Here is a 12,874-nt window from a genome sequence, read left to right on the forward strand (position 1 = left end):
TCTTTTTCTGAAATAATTATTGACAAAGGAAGAAAAGCTGATATAATGGAATATGTTCTGCAGAAGGACAAGAAATGGTCCGTTGGTCAAGGGGTTAAGACACCGCCTTTTCACGGCGGTAACACGGGTTCGAATCCCGTACGGACTATATAATCCGCCATAGCTCAGTTGGTAGTAGCGCATGACTGTTAATCATGATGTCGTAGGTTCGAGTCCTACTGGCGGAGCTAGGTTTAAAAAATCAAATGTGTAAGCATTTGATTTTTTTCTTGCTTTCATACTTCGCACAATCCTCCCAAATGACTAAATATGTGCCTGAAATGACTTAAAAACAATTATTAGAGTCAGAAGAGTTCCAAAACAATGCTTTTTAGAAGAAAGAGCTCACCTTGCTTTCTATTTACAGTAGAATTAAGTCAAGTAAAATTTAAGGAGGAACTATGGATTTTAGAGCTACTTATGAGAAGGTGAAATGGATAGTTTGGAAGTGTAAGAAAGATTACTATATACACTTGTGGGAACATAGCGATTGGGAGCAAGAAGGGATGTTAGTTTTATACGAACTTCTGCTTAAAGAAAAAGGAATTGAAAACGATGAGGAAAAACTCTATCGTTATTTCAAAACAAAATTCAGAAATCATATACATGATAAAATTCGTAAACAAGAAAGCCAAAAGCGCAAATTGGACCGCCAGCCTTATGAAGAAGTGAGCGAGATTGGACATCGACTAAAATCAAAAGAGTTGTTTCTAGATGAGTTAGTTGCCTTCAGAGAAGCGATTGACAATTATAAAAGAACTCTTGATGATGTTGGATTGGATAATTATCAGAGACTGATGAGCAATGAACGCTTTAAAGGAAGAAGAGCTATGCTTAAAGATTTAAAAAATCACCTAAAAGATTTTCAAGACAATACGATTTTATAATGAACAAACTTGATGAATCTCAATCTGTTTTACTAGAACAGGTTCGAGCATCAAGTTTTTTATTAAGATAAATTGCAATAAAAAGTGCAACAAATCTAAAATTCATCCATAAGTGCCTCAAATGCTGTTTTGTAACCTAAGCATTTTCTTGGACGGTGATTTATAGCAAGTAAAGCATTTACTAACGATTCATCAGTAATGTCGGTTAGATTAGTTCTCTTAGGAAAATATTCTCTAAGCAAACCATTTGAATTTTCATTACTTCCTCTTTGCCAAGATGAATAAGCGTCCGCAAAGTAAAAGTCTATTCCTAAAGCTTCCACTTGAGGATAACAAGCAAATTCTTTTCCTCTGTCTGATGTAAATGTTTTTAAAAAGTTCTTAGGAAAAATCTTCTGAAGTGTTTCTATGGCTGAAAACATTGATCTAGCTGATCGGTCAGGTATTTTAAATGCCAGATAAAAACGTGTTTTGCGCTCTACAAATGTAGCCAAGCATCCTTTGCTTTTCCCTCTGGAAGAAACCATGGTATCTAATTCCCAATGACCGAAATTTTGCCTGTTCTTCACTTCTTTAGGTCGCTTGGAAATAGGTTTACCAATAATGAATTTCCCTCTAGTCTCACGAGGTTCACGTGTTTTACCTTTTCGTCTTAACGTCTCTAAACTAACTTCGAGTTGCCCATTATATATCCAATTATAAATCGTTTTAAACGATATGATTGGCTTATTTTCGTACTGATAACGCCCATGAATCTGCTCGGGTGACCAAGATGCTTTTAAATGACGTTCTATATCTTTCTTCATCTGTGAAGTACATGCAGTTTTCCTTCCCTTAAGTCTAGATAATTCCTCATATTGCCTTTGTGCTTCTTCGGCAGAATATTTATTTGGACACCGTTTGATTTCTCGGCTAATTGATGAACGGTGGAAACCTAACTTAGTTGCAATATAGGACAGATTAAAACCTGCTTCAAGATATGCTTCTATCTTTAGACGATCAATTATGGTAATATGTAAGTAGCCCATAGGATTTCCTCGTGTCTGTTTGTGTGGTTACTTACAGTTTACACGATTTGAGAACCTATGGGTTTTTTGTTGCACTATATTTTACAATTTATCTTAAATAAAAAGATAAAAAAATTAGAAAAAGGTATTGACAGGGAGGTGGTTGGGTGATATACTAATATAGTTGTCGCGAAAGACAAAGCCCTTTGAAAACTGAACAAGACGAACCAAGTGCAGGGTGACATAGAGATATGTAACCTGTCAAAAAAACGAAAATAAATCTGTCAGTGGACAGTAATGAGTGCGAACTCAAACTTTTTAATGAGAGTTTGATCCTGGCTCAGGACGAACGCTGGCGGCGTGCCTAATACATGCAAGTAGAACGCTGAAGAGAGGAGCTTGCTCTTCTTGGATGAGTTGCGAACGGGTGAGTAACGCGTAGGTAACCTGCCTGGTAGCGGGGGATAACTATTGGAAACGATAGCTAATACCGCATGAAATTGAATATCGCATGATACTTAATTGAAAGATGCAACTGCATCACTACCAGATGGACCTGCGTTGTATTAGCTAGTTGGTGAGGTAACGGCTCACCAAGGCGACGATACATAGCCGACCTGAGAGGGTGATCGGCCACACTGGGACTGAGACACGGCCCAGACTCCTACGGGAGGCAGCAGTAGGGAATCTTCGGCAATGGGGGGAACCCTGACCGAGCAACGCCGCGTGAGTGAAGAAGGTTTTCGGATCGTAAAGCTCTGTTGTAAGAGAAGAACGGGTGTGAGAGTGGAAAGTTCACACTGTGACGGTATCTTACCAGAAAGGGACGGCTAACTACGTGCCAGCAGCCGCGGTAATACGTAGGTCCCGAGCGTTGTCCGGATTTATTGGGCGTAAAGCGAGCGCAGGCGGTTAGATAAGTCTGAAGTTAAAGGCTGTGGCTTAACCATAGTATGCTTTGGAAACTGTTTAACTTGAGTGCAGAAGGGGAGAGTGGAATTCCATGTGTAGCGGTGAAATGCGTAGATATATGGAGGAACACCGGTGGCGAAAGCGGCTCTCTGGTCTGTAACTGACGCTGAGGCTCGAAAGCGTGGGGAGCAAACAGGATTAGATACCCTGGTAGTCCACGCCGTAAACGATGAGTGCTAGGTGTTAGGCCCTTTCCGGGGCTTAGTGCCGCAGCTAACGCATTAAGCACTCCGCCTGGGGAGTACGACCGCAAGGTTGAAACTCAAAGGAATTGACGGGGGCCCGCACAAGCGGTGGAGCATGTGGTTTAATTCGAAGCAACGCGAAGAACCTTACCAGGTCTTGACATCCCTCTGACCACTCTAGAGATAGAGTTTTCCTTCGGGACAGAGGTGACAGGTGGTGCATGGTTGTCGTCAGCTCGTGTCGTGAGATGTTGGGTTAAGTCCCGCAACGAGCGCAACCCCTATTGTTAGTTGCCATCATTCAGTTGGGCACTCTAGCGAGACTGCCGGTAATAAACCGGAGGAAGGTGGGGATGACGTCAAATCATCATGCCCCTTATGACCTGGGCTACACACGTGCTACAATGGCTGGTACAACGAGTCGCAAGCCGGTGACGGCAAGCTAATCTCTGAAAGCCAGTCTCAGTTCGGATTGTAGGCTGCAACTCGCCTACATGAAGTCGGAATCGCTAGTAATCGCGGATCAGCACGCCGCGGTGAATACGTTCCCGGGCCTTGTACACACCGCCCGTCACACCACGAGAGTTTGTAACACCCGAAGTCGGTGAGGTAACCGTAAGGAGCCAGCCGCCTAAGGTGGGATAGATGATTGGGGTGAAGTCGTAACAAGGTAGCCGTATCGGAAGGTGCGGCTGGATCACCTCCTTTCTAAGGAGTCCGTAAGGACATACGGAATGCACTTGGGTCTTGTTTAGTTTTGAGAGGGCTATGTGGGGCCTTAGCTCAGCTGGGAGAGCGCCTGCTTTGCACGCAGGAGGTCAGCGGTTCGATCCCGCTAGGCTCCATTAGGATATGGAAGACGTTCCGCTTGCGGGAACTTCTGTAGAAAAATAGAGAACTGACACTGTGTTCGATGAACACAAGGAAGTTAGTCTTTTTTCCTAAGAAGTTAGTCTGGAATTCAACTTTGGTTGATAGCTATCCTACTTGTCCATTGAAAATTGAATACTGATATCAAATAGTAACAAGAAAATAAACCGAAAACGCTGTGAATATTAATGAGTTTAAGACTGAAAGGTCAAAAATAAGGTTAAGTTAGTAAGGGCGCACGGTGGATGCCTTGGCACTAGGAGCCGAAGAAGGACGTGACAAACGACGAAATGCCTCGGGGAGCTGTAAGTAAGCACTTGATCCGGGATGTCCGAATGGGGGAACCCAACAGGTTGATGCCTGTTACCCATTTCTGTTAAGGAAATGAGGAGGAAGACGCAGTGAACTGAAACATCTAAGTAGCTGCAGGAAGAGAAAGCAAAAGCGATTGCCTTAGTAGCGGCGAGCGAAGAGGCAGGAGGGCAAACCGAAGAGTTTACTCTTCGGGGTTGTAGGACTGCAATGTGGACTCAGAATTTATAGAAGAATGACTTGGGAAAGTCAGCCAAAGAGAGTAAGAGCCTCGTATTTTAAATAGATTCTGTACCTAGCAGTATCCTGAGTACGGCGGGACACGTGAAATCCCGTCGGAATCTGGGAGGACCATCTCCCAACCCTAAATACTCCCTAGTGACCGATAGTGAACCAGTACCGTGAGGGAAAGGTGAAAAGCACCCCGGGAGGGGAGTGAAATAGAACCTGAAACCGTGTGCCTACAACAAGTTCGAGCCCGTTCATGGGTGAGAGCGTGCCTTTTGTAGAATGAACCGGCGAGTTACGTTATGATGCGAGGTTAAGTTGAAGAGACGGAGCCGTAGGGAAACCGAGTCTGAATAGGGCGTCTTAGTATCATGATGTAGACCCGAAACCATGTGACCTACCCATGAGCAGGTTGAAGGTGCGGTAAAACGCACTGGAGGACCGAACCAGGGCACGTTGAAAAGTGCTTGGATGACTTGTGGGTAGCGGAGAAATTCCAAACGAACTTGGAGATAGCTGGTTCTCTCCGAAATAGCTTTAGGGCTAGCGTCGACATGAAGATTCTTGGAGGTAGAGCACTGTTTGGGTGAGGGGTCCATCCCGGATTACCAATCTCAGATAAACTCCGAATGCCAATGAATTATGGTCGGCAGTCAGACTGCGAGTGCTAAGATCCGTAGTCGAAAGGGAAACAGCCCAGACCACCAGCTAAGGTCCCAAAATAATTGTTAAGTGGAAAAGGATGTGGGGTTGCACAGACAACTAGGATGTTAGCTTAGAAGCAGCTATTCATTCAAAGAGTGCGTAATAGCTCACTAGTCGAGTGACCCTGCGCCGAAAATGTACCGGGGCTAAAACAATTTACCGAAGCTGTGGATACCTTTTATAGGTATGGTAGGAGAGCGTTCTATGTGTGGCGAAGGTGTACCGTGAGGAGCGCTGGAACGCATAGAAGTGAGAATGCCGGTATGAGTAGCGCAAGACAGGTGAGAATCCTGTCCACCGTAAGACTAAGGTTTCCAGGGGAAGGCTCGTCCGCCCTGGGTTAGTCGGGACCTAAGGAGAGACCGAAAGGTGTATCCGATGGCCAACAGGTTGAGATTCCTGTACTAGAGTATGAAGTGATGGAGGGACGCAGTAGGCTAACTCGTGCGTACGAATGGATGTACGTCTAAGCAGTGAGGCGTGGTATGAGTCAAATGCTTATACCTATAACGTTGAGCTGTGATGGGGAGCGAAGTTTAGTAGCGAGTGAGTGATGTCACACTGCCAAGAAAAGCTTCTAGCGTTGTATCATACTCTACCCGTACCGCAAACCGACACAGGTAGTCGAGGCGAGTAGCCTCAGGTGAGCGAGAGAACTCTCGTTAAGGAACTCGGCAAAATGACCCCGTAACTTCGGGAGAAGGGGTGCTGACTTAAGTCAGCCGCAGTGAATAGGCCCAAGCAACTGTTTATCAAAAACACAGCTCTCTGCTAAATCGTAAGATGATGTATAGGGGGTGACGCCTGCCCGGTGCTGGAAGGTTAAGAGGAGTGCTTAGCGGTAACGCGAAGGTATGAATTGAAGCCCCAGTAAACGGCGGCCGTAACTATAACGGTCCTAAGGTAGCGAAATTCCTTGTCGGGTAAGTTCCGACCCGCACGAAAGGCGTAATGATTTGGGCACTGTCTCAACGAGAGACTCGGTGAAATTTTAGTACCTGTGAAGATGCAGGTTACCCGCGACAGGACGGAAAGACCCCATGGAGCTTTACTGCAGTTTGATATTGAGTGTCTGTGCCACATGTACAGGATAGGTAGGAGCCTATGAAATCGGGACGCCAGTTTCGATGGAGGCGTTGTTGGGATACTACCCTTGTGTTATGGCCACTCTAACCCGGTAGGTTTATCATCTACGGAGACAGTGTCTGACGGGCAGTTTGACTGGGGCGGTCGCCTCCTAAAAGGTAACGGAGGCGCCCAAAGGTTCCCTCAGACTGGTTGGAAATCAGTCGTAGAGTGTAAAGGTATAAGGGAGCTTGACTGCGAGAGCTACAACTCGAGCAGGGACGAAAGTCGGGCTTAGTGATCCGGTGGTTCCGTATGGAAGGGCCATCGCTCAACGGATAAAAGCTACCCTGGGGATAACAGGCTTATCTCCCCCAAGAGTTCACATCGACGGGGAGGTTTGGCACCTCGATGTCGGCTCGTCGCATCCTGGGGCTGTAGTCGGTCCCAAGGGTTGGGCTGTTCGCCCATTAAAGCGGCACGCGAGCTGGGTTCAGAACGTCGTGAGACAGTTCGGTCCCTATCCGTCGCGGGCGTAGGAAATTTGAGAGGATCTGCTCCTAGTACGAGAGGACCAGAGTGGACTTACCGCTGGTGTACCAGTTGTTCTGCCAAGAGCATCGCTGGGTAGCTATGTAGGGAAGGGATAAACGCTGAAAGCATCTAAGTGTGAAACCCACCTCAAGATGAGATTTCCCATAACGCAAGTTAGTAAGAGCCCTGAGAGAAGATCAGGTTGATAGGTTGGGAGTGGAAGTTGTGTGAGCAATGGAGCGGACCAATACTAATCGCTCGAGGACTTATCCTAGAATAAGAACTTCATCAGAGTGCAGCGAATGGTTTAGAGAATTGTGAGATTTGATATTGTATTCAATTTTGAGTTGACAAGGCTTGTCTGAGAGGACAGGACAGTTAATTCAATAGTTAAGTGACGATAGCCTAGGAGATACACCTGTACCCATGCCGAACACAGCAGTTAAGCCCTAGAACGCCGGAAGTAGTTGGGGGTTGCCCCCTGTGAGATATGGAAGTCGCTTAGCGAAGGGAGTTTAGCTTAGTTGTAATGGAGAGGAAATCGAAATTACAATCGGCGGATGAGAGAAACGAAGTTTCTCACCGTTGGCTGAGCTAGACTCCACCCTTTGGGAGTTTAGCTCAGCTGGGAGAGCATCTGCCTTACAAGCAGAGGGTCAGCGGTTCGATCCCGTTAACTCCCATATTAGGTCCCGTAGTGTAGCGGTTATCACGTCGCCCTGTCACGGCGAAGATCGCGGGTTCGATTCCCGTCGGGACCGTTGAAGTCGAGAAGATTTCAAGAAAAGTAAGAGACTCGTTAGCTCAGTTGGTAGAGCATTTGACTTTTAATCAAAGGGTCACTGGTTCGAGCCCAGTACGGGTCATAAGAGCGGGTTTGGCGGAATTGGCAGACGCACCAGATTTAGGATCTGGCGCTTTAGGGCGTGGGGGTTCAAGTCCCTTAACCCGCATATAAGATAATAATGAGCCGGCTTAGCTCAGTTGGTAGAGCATCTGATTTGTAATCAGAGGGTCGCGTGTTCAAGTCATGTAGCCGGCATTTTTGAATAGGATGCGAACGTAGTTCAGTGGTAGAACATCACCTTGCCAAGGTGGGGGTCGCGGGTTCGAATCCCGTCGTTCGCTTGAGGCGGCCGGGGTGGCGGAACTGGCAGACGCACAGGACTTAAAATCCTGCGATTGGTAACGATCGTACCGGTTCGATTCCGGTCCTCGGCATAGACTTGTAAGAGGCAGAAGTGGAAGAAGATGAGCACCCTTAGCTCAACTGGATAGAGTACCTGACTACGAATCAGGCGGTTAGAGGTTCGACTCCTCTAGGGTGCATTAAGTAATAACTTAAGTTCGGGAAGTAGCTCAGCTTGGTAGAGTACTTGGTTTGGGACCAAGGTGTCGCAGGTTCGAATCCTGTCTTCCCGATAGATGGCGGTGTAGCTCAGCTGGCTAGAGCGTCCGGTTCATACCCGGGAGGTCGGGGGTTCGATCCCCTTCGCCGCTATAATGATCTTGTCGGACCTTTAGCTCAGCTGGTTAGAGCTCTCGGCTCATAACCGAGTGGTCGTAGGTTCAAGTCCTACAAGGTCCATAGTGTTATCTTGGAGGATTACCCAAGTCCGGCTGAAGGGAACGGTCTTGAAAACCGTCAGGCGTGTAAAAGCGTGCGTGGGTTCGAATCCCACATCCTCCTTAGGGACGAATAGTATTGACGCGGGATGGAGCAGCTAGGTAGCTCGTCGGGCTCATAACCCGAAGGTCGTAGGTTCAAATCCTGCTCCCGCAATAGTTGGCTCGGTAGCTCAGTTGGTAGAGCAATGGATTGAAGCTCCATGTGTCGGCGGTTCGATTCCGTCTCGCGCCATACATCATCGTATTGGAAATGCGGGTGTAGTTTAGTGGTAAAACTACAGCCTTCCAAGCTGTTGTCGCGAGTTCGATTCTCGTCACCCGCTTTGAACGAAAGTTCATACCAAGTTTTTGAACTTGGGCGCGTAGCTCAGGTGGTTAGAGCGCACGCCTGATAAGCGTGAGGTCGGTGGTTCGAGTCCACTCGTGCCCATAAAATATTGGAGAATTACTCAAGAGGCTGAAGAGGACGGTTTGCTAAATCGTTAGGTCGGGTAACCGGCGCGGGGGTTCGAATCCCCCATTCTCCGTATGAATAAGGAGTTTAGCATTTGCTATCTCCTTTTCTTATACTTTCTTGTACTGTTTAGTGAGGTTTTCTGATGAATCGATTTAAAAAGTCTAAATTTCTGATTTCTTTTTTTGTATTAGTTGTTGCAATGACGATACTCATCTTATCTACCTCTTCTAGTTGGTTTGTATCAACTACTTCAAATTTTATTTCATTGGTAGATAGACTCGTTGGTTCGCCTTTTGCTTTTGTGGCTGATAAAAAAGAAGAAATGTCAGATTTGATGTTTACTTACAGAGAGAATCAGCAGCTCAAGAAAAATCTTTATGAGATTGAGGAAAAGGCTGGGAAGGCAGATTCCTTAGAAGATGAGAATGAGCAGTTGCGAAAACTTCTGGAATTTAAAGAAGCTGATAAAAATCAAAAACAAATTGCCAGCGAAGTGATTGCCCGTACGCCAGCATCTTGGAAAAATGAGCTGACTATTGACAAGGGAGAATCTGATAATGTGACTGATGCTATGCTAGTAGTCGCTAATGGTGGTCTAGTCGGAAGTGTTTCTGAAACTAGTAGTCAGTCTAGCTTAGTATCTCTACTGACTAACGAGGAAAACTCAACTAAAATTTCTGTTAGAATTCAAACTAAGTCTGGTCCAGTTTATGGGATTATAACTGGATATGATGAAAAAAACTCAGCTTATATCATCAGTCAGTTAAATAGTGCTGAAGATATAAAAGAGGGAGATGAGGTTGCAACCAGTGGCTTGGGCGCTTATAATGCAGAAAATATTCCTGTCGGTAAGGTACTTTCCGTGTCTGAAGCTAAGGATCAGTTAAACAAGATTGTCCTAGTTAAGCCGGCTGCGGATTTGTCGGATATCCGTGCTGTAATGTTGGTAGGGAACTGATATGAGAGATATTAAAGAACAACTTTTGACTCCTATTATTTTATTTTTTGTTTTATTGATTGATGGGCAGATTTCGACTTTTCTGGCTAATATTCTGCCTTTACAATGGCATTTAGTCAGTCATTTTATCTTTATTTTCATGCTTTTTGTGTCCATCAACCTCTCTAGAAACTACAATATTCTCTTATTTTGCTGTCTGGGGCTGATTTACGATGTTTACTATTTTCATACCATCGGCATTGCTCTTATTCTTTTTCCTCTTTTAAGTCTCTTGGTTTGTCAGTCTAGTTCGACTATGCTTTTAAATAAATTTACTCGCTTTTTATCTGTTTTGATTCTTGTATTTTTATTTGAATTAACTAGTTTTGCTTTTGCAGTATTTTTGAATCTTTCTAGTCTGAATTTACAAGATTTTGTCCTTAGCAGTTTAGTACCGACTATACTCCTCAATAGCTTGATATTCCTCATTTTTCAGCCTATTTTCGAAAAAATATATTTATGATAAACAAGAAATAAAAATGTAACAAATGCGTAACATATGATACGGTATTTTCTGGTATACTAGATAATGTCTTATAAGAAGGAGTGTATTATTTTTATGAAGAAAAAACTACTCACATCAATTTTATTGAGTACAGTTATCCTTTCACAAGGAGCTGCACTTGTGAGCGTTAAAGCGGAGACAACTGATGAAAAGATTGCTGCACAAGACAGCAAGATTAATAGTTTGACAGAGCAACAACAATCAGCTCAGGCACAAGTCAACGAGATTCAAGGCCAAGTATCTGCTATTCAAAAGCAACAAGAAGAGCTTAAAGCAGAAAATGAAAAATTGTCTGCTGAATCTGCAAGACTTTCTGCTGAGATTGACGAACTGTCTAAAAACATCGTAGCTCGTAATGAATCACTTGCTAATCAAGCACGCAGTGCCCAAACAAACGGAACTGCTACTAGCTACATCAATACAGTTGTGAATTCTAGTTCTATCACAGAAGCTATCTCTCGTGTAGCAGCTATGAGCGAAATTGTTTCAGCAAATAATAAAATGCTGGAACAACAAAAGAAAGATAAAGAAGTAATTGCTGAAAAGCAAGTTGCGAATAATGAAGCTATCAATACTGTTATTGCCAACCAAGAGAAGTTAGCTGATGATGAACAAACTTTGGCAACAAAACAAGCTGAACTGAAAGCAGCTCAGGCAAGTCTTGCAGCTGAAAAAGCGACTGCTGAAAACGAAAAGAATTCTCTTCTTGAAGAAAAAGCAGCCGCTGAAAAAGCAGCCGCTGAAGCAGCGGCCCGTGAAGCAGCTTATAAAGCAGAGCAAGAATCAAAACGCCAAGCAATTGAAGCTTCAGGAAATACCACCCTGCAAGCTCAAGTTCAAGCAGTCGTGAATTCAGCTCCAGCCGCTGAAGCAGCCGCTCCAGCAGCACCTGCAGCACCTGCAGTGACTCAATCAGTTGCCCGTGCAAATAGACCAGTTTATAGCTCATCTGCCTCTTCTTATCCAGTAGGTCAATGTACTTGGGGTGCTAAGACATTAGCTCCTTGGGCTGGCGATTACTGGGGTAATGGTGGACAATGGTCTGCAAGTGCAGCAGCAGCAGGCTTCCGTGTTGGTTCACAGCCAGAAGTTGGCGCAATTGCATGTTGGACTGACGGTGGATACGGACACGTTGCAGTAGTAACAGCTGTTCAATCTACTACAAGCATCCAAGTATCAGAAGCGAACTACCTTGGACAACAATCAATCGGTAACTACCGTGGATGGTTTAACCCAACAACTGCACAAGGTACAGTTTCATATATCTATCCGAACTAATCAGTAAAAAGCGCCTCTGGCGTTTTTTATTTTTAATTGAAAAATCAACTGAAAAAAGTTACAATGGTAGTTGGGAAAAGTTGTAATTGGACAATGAAAGACGATTTAGAATCTGGAGGGAATCATGTCTTTTTCTGATTTAAAACTCTTTGCTCTTTCTTCTAATCAAGAATTAGCGCAGCGTGTTGCTCAAGAGATTGGATTGCCACTTGGGAAATCAACTGTCCGTCAGTTCTCTGATGGTGAGATTCAAGTGAATATTGAAGAATCTATTCGCGGGAAACACGTCTTTATTTTGCAGTCTACCAGCTCGCCAGTCAATGATAATTTGATGGAAATCTTGATTATGGTAGATGCTTTGAAACGGGCTAGCGCTGAATCCATCAATGTTGTCATGCCTTACTATGGCTATGCTCGACAGGATCGCAAGGCTAGAGCTCGTGAGCCAATTACATCTAAATTAGTTGCTAATATGTTGGAAATTGCTGGTGTGGATCGGATGCTGACTATTGACTTGCACGCAGCGCAAATTCAGGGCTTCTTTGACATTCCAGTAGATCACTTGATGGGTGCACCTTTGATTGCTGATTACTTTGAGCGCCGTAATATGACAGGGGGCGACTATGTGGTAGTCAGTCCTGACCATGGTGGTGTGAGTCGAGCCCGTAAGTTAGCAGAGTTTCTGAAAACCCCGATTGCCATTATTGATAAGCGCCGCAGTGTGGACAAGATGAATAGCAGTGAAGTCATGAACATCATTGGTAAGGTGGAAGGAAAAACTTGTATCCTAATTGATGATATGATTGATACAGCGGGAACTATCTGTCATGCAGCTGACGCTCTAGCTGAAGCGGGGGCTGTAGAAGTCTATGCTAGCTGTACGCATCCAGTCTTGTCTGGTCCGGCTATGGATAATATCCAAAAGTCGGCGATTAAAAAATTGGTGGTGTTGGATACGATTTATCTCCCCCAAGAGCGCTTGATTGATAAGATTGATCAGATTTCCATTGCGCATCTTCTAGGGGAAGCCATTGTCCGTATTCATGAGAAACGGCCGCTGTCCCCCTTATTTGAAATAGGGAAAAAATAATCTGATATGTATGGCTGGGAAGTTTGATTCCTAGCTTCTTTTTATTTCATTCCTACTTTTTTTAAAAAAATCTAACATCAACTTTGGAAGAAGAGTCAAACTACTTGATGTTTC

6 protein-coding genes, 20 tRNA genes and 3 rRNA genes are annotated in these 12,874 nt (G+C 44.6%); 28 read left to right on the plus strand and 1 reads right to left on the minus strand.

Features of this window, described 5'->3' with window-relative positions; genetic code table 11:
- Positions 1-76: 76 nt before the first annotated feature.
- The 3 genes from ELZ47_RS00075 (at position 77) to ELZ47_RS00085 (ending at position 926) form a co-directional block, all read left to right on the plus strand.
- Positions 77-148: transfer RNA gene (locus tag ELZ47_RS00075), tRNA-Glu, on the plus strand.
- A gap of 5 nt (positions 149-153) precedes the next feature.
- Positions 154-227: transfer RNA gene (locus tag ELZ47_RS00080), tRNA-Asn, on the plus strand.
- Positions 228-440: 213 nt separating this feature from the next.
- Positions 441-926, plus strand: coding sequence for a sigma-70 family RNA polymerase sigma factor (locus ELZ47_RS00085; RefSeq protein WP_002928633.1), 486 nt, complete (start codon positions 441-443; stop codon positions 924-926).
- A gap of 95 nt (positions 927-1,021) precedes the next feature.
- Here ELZ47_RS00085 and ELZ47_RS00090 read toward each other — a convergent pair whose 3' ends face one another.
- A complete protein-coding gene (locus tag ELZ47_RS00090) occupies positions 1,022-1,954 on the minus strand; it encodes an IS30 family transposase (RefSeq protein ID WP_126434931.1) in 933 nt (310 codons plus the stop codon).
- Between the two features lie 296 nt (positions 1,955-2,250).
- Here ELZ47_RS00090 and ELZ47_RS00095 point away from each other — a divergent pair.
- From ELZ47_RS00095 to ELZ47_RS00215, 25 genes are all read left to right on the plus strand, one after another.
- A 16S ribosomal RNA gene (locus tag ELZ47_RS00095) occupies positions 2,251-3,798 on the plus strand.
- A 64-nt stretch (positions 3,799-3,862) separates the two neighbouring features.
- Positions 3,863-3,935, plus strand: a tRNA-Ala gene (locus ELZ47_RS00100).
- 243 nt (positions 3,936-4,178) lie between these two features.
- Positions 4,179-7,078: ribosomal RNA gene (locus tag ELZ47_RS00105) — 23S ribosomal RNA — on the plus strand.
- 116 nt (positions 7,079-7,194) lie between these two features.
- Positions 7,195-7,310 (plus strand): 5S ribosomal RNA (gene rrf, locus ELZ47_RS00110).
- The 16S, 23S and 5S rRNA genes sit together here with 18 tRNA genes alongside, the layout of an rRNA operon.
- 104 nt (positions 7,311-7,414) lie before the next feature.
- Positions 7,415-7,487: transfer RNA gene (locus tag ELZ47_RS00115), tRNA-Val, on the plus strand.
- A 5-nt stretch (positions 7,488-7,492) separates the two neighbouring features.
- Positions 7,493-7,565: transfer RNA gene (locus ELZ47_RS00120), tRNA-Asp, on the plus strand.
- Positions 7,566-7,597: 32 nt separating this feature from the next.
- Positions 7,598-7,670, plus strand: a tRNA-Lys gene (locus tag ELZ47_RS00125).
- 5 nt (positions 7,671-7,675) lie between these two features.
- Positions 7,676-7,757: transfer RNA gene (locus ELZ47_RS00130), tRNA-Leu, on the plus strand.
- 16 nt (positions 7,758-7,773) lie between these two features.
- A tRNA-Thr gene (locus ELZ47_RS00135) sits at positions 7,774-7,846 on the plus strand.
- A gap of 14 nt (positions 7,847-7,860) precedes the next feature.
- A tRNA-Gly gene (locus tag ELZ47_RS00140) sits at positions 7,861-7,932 on the plus strand.
- A 7-nt stretch (positions 7,933-7,939) separates the two neighbouring features.
- Positions 7,940-8,025: transfer RNA gene (locus ELZ47_RS00145), tRNA-Leu, on the plus strand.
- 34 nt (positions 8,026-8,059) lie between these two features.
- Positions 8,060-8,133 (plus strand) — tRNA-Arg (locus tag ELZ47_RS00150).
- Between the two features lie 19 nt (positions 8,134-8,152).
- Positions 8,153-8,226, plus strand: a tRNA-Pro gene (locus tag ELZ47_RS00155).
- Positions 8,227-8,231: 5 nt separating this feature from the next.
- Positions 8,232-8,305, plus strand: a tRNA-Met gene (locus ELZ47_RS00160).
- Positions 8,306-8,318: 13 nt separating this feature from the next.
- A tRNA-Ile gene (locus ELZ47_RS00165) sits at positions 8,319-8,392 on the plus strand.
- Between the two features lie 12 nt (positions 8,393-8,404).
- A tRNA-Ser gene (locus tag ELZ47_RS00170) sits at positions 8,405-8,494 on the plus strand.
- A gap of 19 nt (positions 8,495-8,513) precedes the next feature.
- Positions 8,514-8,587: transfer RNA gene (locus tag ELZ47_RS00175), tRNA-Met, on the plus strand.
- Positions 8,588-8,592: 5 nt separating this feature from the next.
- A tRNA-Phe gene (locus ELZ47_RS00180) sits at positions 8,593-8,665 on the plus strand.
- Positions 8,666-8,685: 20 nt separating this feature from the next.
- Positions 8,686-8,756 (plus strand) — tRNA-Gly (locus ELZ47_RS00185).
- Between the two features lie 33 nt (positions 8,757-8,789).
- Positions 8,790-8,863 (plus strand) — tRNA-Ile (locus ELZ47_RS00190).
- Positions 8,864-8,872: 9 nt separating this feature from the next.
- A tRNA-Ser gene (locus ELZ47_RS00195) sits at positions 8,873-8,960 on the plus strand.
- 72 nt (positions 8,961-9,032) lie between these two features.
- A complete protein-coding gene (gene mreC, locus ELZ47_RS00200; protein ID WP_125332493.1) occupies positions 9,033-9,848 on the plus strand; it encodes a rod shape-determining protein MreC in 816 nt (271 codons plus the stop codon).
- Between the two features lies 1 nt (position 9,849).
- Positions 9,850-10,350, plus strand: coding sequence for a rod shape-determining protein MreD (mreD, locus tag ELZ47_RS00205; RefSeq protein ID WP_125332491.1), 501 nt, complete (start codon positions 9,850-9,852; stop codon positions 10,348-10,350).
- Positions 10,351-10,446: 96 nt separating this feature from the next.
- The gene (gene pcsB, locus ELZ47_RS00210; protein ID WP_125332489.1) at positions 10,447-11,670 is read left to right on the plus strand and encodes a peptidoglycan hydrolase PcsB; all 1,224 of its coding nucleotides are present in this window, start codon (positions 10,447-10,449) and stop codon (positions 11,668-11,670) included.
- A gap of 124 nt (positions 11,671-11,794) precedes the next feature.
- On the plus strand, positions 11,795-12,760 hold the full coding sequence (locus ELZ47_RS00215) for a ribose-phosphate diphosphokinase (protein ID WP_002928639.1): 966 nt from the start codon (positions 11,795-11,797) through the stop codon (positions 12,758-12,760).
- Positions 12,761-12,874: the final 114 nt, after the last annotated feature.

The sequence above is a fragment of the Streptococcus sanguinis genome (assembly GCF_900635155.1).
Taxonomy (GTDB): Bacteria; Bacillota; Bacilli; order Lactobacillales; family Streptococcaceae; genus Streptococcus; species Streptococcus sanguinis_G.

Bases quoted from the DNA above. Each gene is read 5' to 3' on its own strand.
- ELZ47_RS00215 (WP_002928639.1), top strand. From the start codon at position 11,795: ATGTCTTTTTCTGATTTAAAACTCTTTGCTCTTTCTTCTAATCAAGAA.
- mreD (WP_125332491.1), top strand. From the start codon at position 9,850: ATGAGAGATATTAAAGAACAACTTTTGACTCCTATTATTTTATTTTTT.
- ELZ47_RS00085 (WP_002928633.1), top strand. From the start codon at position 441: ATGGATTTTAGAGCTACTTATGAGAAGGTGAAATGGATAGTTTGGAAG.
- ELZ47_RS00090 (WP_126434931.1), bottom strand. From the start codon at position 1,954: ATGGGCTACTTACATATTACCATAATTGATCGTCTAAAGATAGAAGCA.
- pcsB (WP_125332489.1), top strand. From the start codon at position 10,447: ATGAAGAAAAAACTACTCACATCAATTTTATTGAGTACAGTTATCCTT.
- mreC (WP_125332493.1), top strand. From the start codon at position 9,033: ATGAATCGATTTAAAAAGTCTAAATTTCTGATTTCTTTTTTTGTATTA.